Origin of the sequence: Neobacillus drentensis (assembly GCF_036965245.1) — a bacterium.
GTDB lineage: Bacteria > Bacillota > Bacilli > Bacillales > Cytobacillaceae > Neobacillus > Neobacillus drentensis_G.
In genome coordinates, this window is record NZ_JBALPG010000025.1 from 83,874 (window position 1) to 91,129 (window position 7,256).

Consider the following 7,256-nt stretch of genomic DNA (forward strand, 5'->3'; position numbering starts at 1 on the left):
GTGATGAAAAGCATATGGTGATGGATTGATTTATAAACTTGTCAATCCAATGGAAATTCAACATTTTTATAAAAGGATGTGTAAAGAAGATGGCGGCAATAGTAGTTCCCCAATTAGCTGAATCCATTACAGAAGGTACCATTGCACAATGGCTAAAACAACCTGGTGATACTGTTTCCAAAGGTGACTATATATTAGAGCTTGAAACAGATAAAGTAAATGTAGAAATTATTTCTGAGTTTAGTGGGGTATTAAAAGAAACATTAAAAGCAGAAGGCGATACTGTAAATGTTGGGGAAACGATCGCTATTATTGATGAAAATGGCGTTAGCAGTTCTGCACCACAAGCAAGTGATGAAAAAGTAGCTGCAGAAAAAGTAACTCCAGAAACAGCGCCTGTTGCAGAATCAGTTACTGAAACTTCAAGCAATGTTATTGCTTCCCCTGCAGCAAGGAAATTAGCCAGAGAACGAGGAATTGATTTACAGAATGTAGTTGCTGTAGATCCATTAGGAAGAGTTCGCCAACAAGATGTTTCGAACTATGTACCTGAAGCTCGTCCAGCTGCAAACACAGCACCTGTGGCAGCACCGCAAACAGCAGCCGTCATACAACCGGCTGAAACAAATAGCAAACCAGTAGAAAGAATTAAAATGTCTCGCCGTCGTGCAACCATTGCCAAAAATCTTGTAGAAGTCCAGCATACGGCTGCAATCTTAACAACATTTAATGAAGTAGATTTGACTGCTGTTATGAATCTAAGAAAGAAAAGAAAAGATTCATTCTTGAAAGAGCATGATGTAAAACTAGGATTTATGTCGTTTTTTACAAAAGCTGTTGCCAGTGCTTTAAAAAGCTATCCATTATTAAATGCAGAAATTCAAGGAAATGAATTAGTCGTTAAGAAATTCTATGACATTGGAGTTGCTGTTTCTACTTCTGAAGGCTTAGTTGTCCCAGTTGTAAGAGATGCTGACCGGTTAAATTTTGCTGAAATAGAAAAAGAGATTAGCCGTTTAGCAATGAAAGCAAGAGAATCAAAACTTGCTTTATCCGATCTTCAAGGTGGTACATTCACGATAACAAACGGTGGTACATTTGGTTCTTTATTATCGACACCTATCTTAAATGCTCCTCAGGTTGGAATATTGGGCATGCATTCTATTCAAAATCGACCTGTTGCTGTAGAAAATGAAACGATTGAAATCCGACCTATGATGTATCTTGCACTTTCTTATGACCATCGAATTGTGGATGGAAAAGAAGCTGTTGGATTTTTAGTGAAAATAAAACAACTGCTTGAAGATCCAGAAAAATTACTTTTAGAAGCATAAGAAGAGAAAGTCTTACTTTTTTAGGAGGCATTATATGAATATTCATGAATATCAAGGAAAAGAAGTCCTCAGACAATATGGTGTATCGGTCCCAAACGGAAAGGTAGCTTTTACTGTTGATGAAGCAGTAGAAGCTGCAAAAGAGCTTGGAACAAAGGTTTGTGTAGTCAAAGCACAAATCCATGCTGGTGGACGCGGTAAGGCTGGCGGTGTAAAGGTTGCCAAAAACCTTGAAGAAGTTCGGATTTATGCAGATGAAATTTTAGGTAAAACGCTTGTTACCCATCAAACGGGCCCAGAAGGAAAAGAGGTTAAACGGTTACTGATTGAAGAAGGCTGTGATATACAAAAAGAATACTATATCGGCTTAGTATTAGACCGTGCTACATCACGTGTTGTTTTGATGGCCTCTGAAGAAGGCGGAACGGAAATCGAAGAAGTTGCTGAAAAGACGCCGGAAAAAATCTTTAAGGAAGAAATTGACCCTGTTGTTGGATTGACTGCATTCCAGGCACGCCGTATTGCTTTTAATATCAACATACCAAGCAAGCTTGTTGGACAAGCAGTTAAATTTATGATGGGCTTATACAATGCTTACATTGATAAGGATTGCTCAATCGCTGAAATCAATCCACTTGTTGTCACAGGTGATGGGAAAGTAATGGCACTGGATGCTAAGTTAAACTTCGACTCAAACGCATTATACCGTCACAAAGACATAATGGATCTTCGTGATTTGGAAGAAGAAGATGCAAAGGAAATTGAAGCTTCTAAACATGACTTAAGTTATGTAGCTTTAGATGGAAATATCGGTTGTATGGTTAATGGCGCGGGGTTAGCAATGTCTACGATGGATATTGTAAAGCACTACGGAGGAGAACCAGCAAACTTCCTTGATGTTGGGGGAAGCGCTACAGCTGAAAAGGTAACGGAAGCATTTAAAATCATCCTTTCTGATCCAAACGTAAAAGGTATTTTTGTTAATATCTTTGGTGGAATCATGAAGTGTGACGTCATTGCAACAGGTGTTGTAGAAGCAGCAAAACAAATTGGCATAACAGTACCTTTAGTAGTACGTTTAGAAGGGACAAATGTTGACTTGGGTAAGAGGATTCTAGCTGAATCAGATATTGACATCATTACAGCTGAATCTATGGCTGATGGTGCCCAAAAAATCGTTTCATTAGTAGGTTAACGTAAAAGTGGAGACGCCTCGATCTGCCCCAACATGCATAAGACAGGCCTTGGAAGAAGATGTTCTTTACCTTCTGTAAAGGATTGACTTATAGCCTTTTAGGGGCTAGGCGTTGAAACTGGATATCAGAAAGGGGAATTTGACGTGAGTGTATTTATTAATAAAGATACAAAAGTCATTGTTCAAGGGATAACAGGTTCAACTGCACTATTCCATACAAAACAAATGCTTGAGTACGGTACAAGAATTGTCGGTGGTGTCACTCCAGGTAAAGGTGGTAGTGATATTGAAGGAGTTCCCGTATTCAATACAGTTAAAGAAGCAGTTAAAGCAACTGGTGCTACAGTTTCTGTCATTTATGTTCCAGCTCCATTTGCCGCGGATGCTATTTTAGAAGCTGTTGAGGCAGAGCTAGATCTTACAATCTGTATTACTGAACATATACCTGTACTGGACATGGTTAAAGTAAAACGCTATATGAAAGGCAAGAAAACGCGTCTTATAGGTCCTAACTGCCCTGGTGTTATTAGCGCTGATGAGTGTAAGATTGGTATCATGCCAGGATACATCCATAAGAAAGGCCATGTGGGGGTTGTATCTCGTTCTGGTACATTAACCTATGAAGCAGTTCATCAATTAACTCAGGCTGGAATTGGACAAACATCAGCAGTAGGGATCGGTGGTGATCCGGTAAACGGCACAAACTTTATCGATGTTTTAAAGGCCTTTAATGAAGACCAAGAAACATACGCAGTCATTATGATTGGGGAGATCGGCGGTTCTGCTGAAGAAGAAGCTGCTGAATGGGTGAAAGCTAATATGACGAAGCCTGTAGTCGGATTTATCGGCGGACGCACTGCACCGCCAGGAAAACGAATGGGACACGCAGGAGCAATTATATCTGGTGGTAAGGGAACAGCAGAAGAAAAAATCCGCGTAATGAATGAATGTGGAATTGAAGTGGCAGATACTCCATCCGTAATGGGAGAGACATTAATTAAGGTTCTTAAAGAAAAAGGGCTATTTGAAAAGTGCAAAACACACTAAAATAGGACAAGGGGACAGGACCCTTGTTGCAAAAGAAAAAGCTATCCAATTCCTAAAATATATAGGAAGGATAGCTTTTTCATGAATCTAAATGAATTATTTATGGTTGTTGAACAGTTACTTGCTTAGGCGTTGTTGTTACTTTAAAACCGTCTTTTGTAACGATATCTGCTGTAATCGTATACGTGCCATTCGGAAGATCCGTTTTAGGTACCCATTGTGTTTTCAAGGTATGTTCATTTTTCACTTGCCATGAATCAACAAACTTTCCACTTGCATCTTTTACATTAATTGTCCAGTCAACTCTGTTATAAGCCCAGGCAGAAATTTTGGCTGGTTTGGTTTGGTTAATACCAGTAGTCGGAGTAACACCGATCGTTGAAATGGCCGTACCCTGTTTATTATAGTTTTGATCTCCCCAAGTATTCCAAGATATATTTCCTGCATAATCGATAGCTAAAGTGACAATACCTTTCGGCTCTGTTTTAACCATAATAGATTTTTGCTCAAGATTTGTTTCATAATATTGTCCATTAACAAAAATAACTGCAGAATTATAGTCACTTGCATTATCTTCCGCATTAAAGGAAACTTCATATTGTCCGTTTTTTGGCGTTACTTTAATATCTGAAACCTTTGGAGCAACGGAATCTACTGTAATTGGCATTTTAACAATCTGTGGTTTTGCGTTTGTATAATCTAATGTTGTTTTTATAACATATTGGTATACACCATCAGGAACAAATTGTCCGGATTTGTCTTTCATATCCCATTGATAACCGTTATACTTTACATCCCCATATGCCATAATATTTTTACTAAATTTCCATGGTTCTCCAGTATATTCACTGAAATCACCTAAATTTTTAATGAGATTACCAGATGAATCTTCGATATACATTTCAGCTTTTTGTAAATTACGGAAGCCTGTAAATGACGAATAGATACCATTTAGAACATAGTTTGACGAGTATGCGATATGGTTAAGATCAAATCTTCCAGTATACGGATCATATCCCAACGGATATCTTTCTGAATTATCATCCCAGAGTGCTGTATACCCTAAAAATGCATCCTTCTCCCATGCTGGAAGATCGATATTTCGTGGTTCATCCCATTTTCCATAGAAGCCCATATAAGGAACAGTTAAAGGAACTGCTTTATCCTGGTCTTTAGCTACCGGGACTAGACGGACATATCCTTCTACAAAACTATTTTTCTTCAAGGAATCTGGTAAAGATACATTAACTGTCAGCATTTTTGTTTGACCCGGTTTGATTTTAACTAATGCTCCTGCTTTGTCTGTTACTTTTTTATCATTTACAGTAACAGTCGCACCATTAATACGTTCACTAGTTAATGTTAAATACTCTTTGGAATCCAATTTACCATCACTGTCTAAATCAAATTCCTTCATTTCAGTCTTATCTTTCAATACATCTACATAAACATTGTATTCAATATCCTCACTATTATTTTTACCCTTAGGAGTATCGAATGCTTCCATGTTTAATTTAAAACTTGTATGTTGACCGATTTCCTTTAAAGCAACCGCACCAGCTTGTTCTAAAGGTGTGTTTTTACTTGTAACAATGACTGGCGTATTACTTGCATTTTGAATTTGCATTAACCCAGACCCTTGTACACGTGGTGAATAAGGAACTTCTCCATTTGTTCTTGGATCCATGACAATTTTAGCTGTATTCATTAAAGCAAGTTTGGCTTTTAAAACCGTATTTTCTGAATGTGGCATCCCTTTTTGATAAAGTGCCTGCAATAACAATGCTGAACCGCCTGCAACATGTGGAGTTGCCATGGATGTACCGCTCATAACTTCATAATCATTTCCTGGTATAGTTGAATAAATATTTCCACCAGGAGCCGAAATTTCCGGTTTAAAATCTAATGTATGTGGAGTACCAATGGATGAAAAATAGGACATCGTGTCCTTAGCTGGGTTATCTACCCAGGTATCGCCTGCAAATTTCATGCTTAAATATTGACCACTTGGTAGACTGCTCATTTTATTTAGCAATGCTTCACCTAAAGATTTACTTGTTGAAGCAGTAGGTACTGCAGTTGGCGTTACTGGTAGAGTAGGATAATCTGTCCATACTGCAGGTGGTATCATAATAATTGCTTTTGCTCCCGCACTCTTAGCTGTCCACTGGATAGATGATACAGTACTATATGAATTTAATAGTTTCACTACTGCAATGTAGCCAGTTTTGCCTTTTGGATAATCAGTTGCATTCTTTCCTTCCCCAACGTATACCATATCGTATGGTACATCTGGTGAAAGATTCTTAGAGAGTTTAAAATTATAGGATGCTGGGAATTGTGTTTGATCTCGGAACGGAAGCGATAGACCATTTGCTTCAGCAAGTGTATTTAAATGTAATTTTGAATTTTCATATGAAGCAACTGATAAAGCATATGGACTGACAGATGGTGCACCAACTGTTCCAATATCAGGATTTTCTGCATATGGCTTTAAAGAAGATCCAATTATATTATTTTTTGTACTGTAGGCTGAATTACCGGCTGCCACAACAACAAGGGTACCATGTTCTGTTGCAGCTCGGATTGCTTTTTGAATAGGATCATCTTCTTCCCCTACAAAGCCTGCATCAACACCTAAACTCATATTAATAACATCTGCATCCATTGTTACTGCATGCTCAATACCTGCAATAATATCATCCTCATAGGCTCCACCACCATTATCTGAAAATACCTTTTCAGCTAATAGCTGAACACCTGGTGCAATTCCCTCAACTCCACCATTCGTTTCGTCTCCACTTGCCCCAACTGTACCAGCAACGTGTGTACCATGTGGACTACCTTTTGCTCCAGGAATGACATTTGTATCATTGTCTGCCCAATCATATCCTGTGGGGACTTTATCGGAATACCAAATTTCGTTTACGTTTGTCTCTGCAAATTTTTGATTGATTTTATCTTGAGTCCATTTTTCTTTCGCTTTGGCTGTATCAGATAGTTTCATATCTTTGTGCGTATAATCAATCCCGGAATCTACGATAGCTACTACTAATCCTTCCCCTTTATAACCATATTGTTCCCATACTTTTTGAGCTTGTACTAATTCTTTACTTGCTGCCATTGTTTCATGGAATGTTTTTGCAATATGTACGTTAAGTACACCAGGAGTGGATTCAATCTCCTTCAAATTTTGATACTCTGTTTCTACACTAAATCCGTTAAATCCTTCAAAAAAGCGTTGTTTTACTTTAGAAGGAGAATTTGATTTAGACTTATTTTTTTTGGAGATTTCTTTAATTACTTTGTCTTGTTTTTCCTTAAATAAAGATTTTTTATTTTTTGGAGAAAGGTCAGCGGCTGTTGGTTGTTCAACTTCTACGATTAAACGAACAGTATCATTCGGTTTATATGCTTTAGCCAAACCTTCTTTTTTAACGTCTTTATAAAGAGGATCATCTTGACCTGTTTCGATCTTATCCCTATTAAAAAATAATTGCCTTCCTTGTTCCACACTTTCTTCAATCGTTTGAGATTGGGGTGTTGTGTCATTGTTTTCTGCTAGAACTGTAAATGATGAAAAAATCAATGATGTTAAAGCTGCTGTTGTCATTACTTTAAATGCCTTCATTTTTCCCCTTTTCATTAACGTCTCCCCTTTTTATTATTTATCTGTATTT

4 protein-coding genes are annotated in these 7,256 nt (G+C 37.7%); 3 read left to right on the plus strand and 1 reads right to left on the minus strand.

Features of this window, described 5'->3' with window-relative positions:
* Positions 1 to 89 precede the first annotated feature (89 nt).
* The 3 genes from odhB (at position 90) to sucD (ending at position 3,576) form a co-directional block, all read left to right on the plus strand.
* On the plus strand, positions 90 to 1,334 hold the full coding sequence (odhB, locus tag V7150_RS07380) for a 2-oxoglutarate dehydrogenase complex dihydrolipoyllysine-residue succinyltransferase (RefSeq protein WP_335515595.1): 1,245 nt from the start codon (positions 90 to 92) through the stop codon (positions 1,332 to 1,334).
* A 34-nt stretch (positions 1,335 to 1,368) separates the two neighbouring features.
* Positions 1,369 to 2,529 carry an ADP-forming succinate--CoA ligase subunit beta gene (gene sucC / locus V7150_RS07385; protein WP_335515598.1) on the plus strand — a complete coding sequence of 387 codons (1,161 nt, stop codon included), beginning with the start codon at positions 1,369 to 1,371 and terminating at the stop codon, positions 2,527 to 2,529.
* Positions 2,530 to 2,673: 144 nt separating this feature from the next.
* Positions 2,674 to 3,576, plus strand: coding sequence for a succinate--CoA ligase subunit alpha (gene sucD, locus V7150_RS07390; RefSeq protein ID WP_335515601.1), 903 nt, complete (start codon positions 2,674 to 2,676; stop codon positions 3,574 to 3,576).
* A 100-nt stretch (positions 3,577 to 3,676) separates the two neighbouring features.
* On the opposite strand, the gene V7150_RS07395 is transcribed toward sucD, so the two are convergent.
* On the minus strand, positions 3,677 to 7,222 hold the full coding sequence (locus V7150_RS07395) for a S8 family serine peptidase (protein WP_335515604.1): 3,546 nt from the start codon (positions 7,220 to 7,222) through the stop codon (positions 3,677 to 3,679).
* Positions 7,223 to 7,256: the final 34 nt, after the last annotated feature.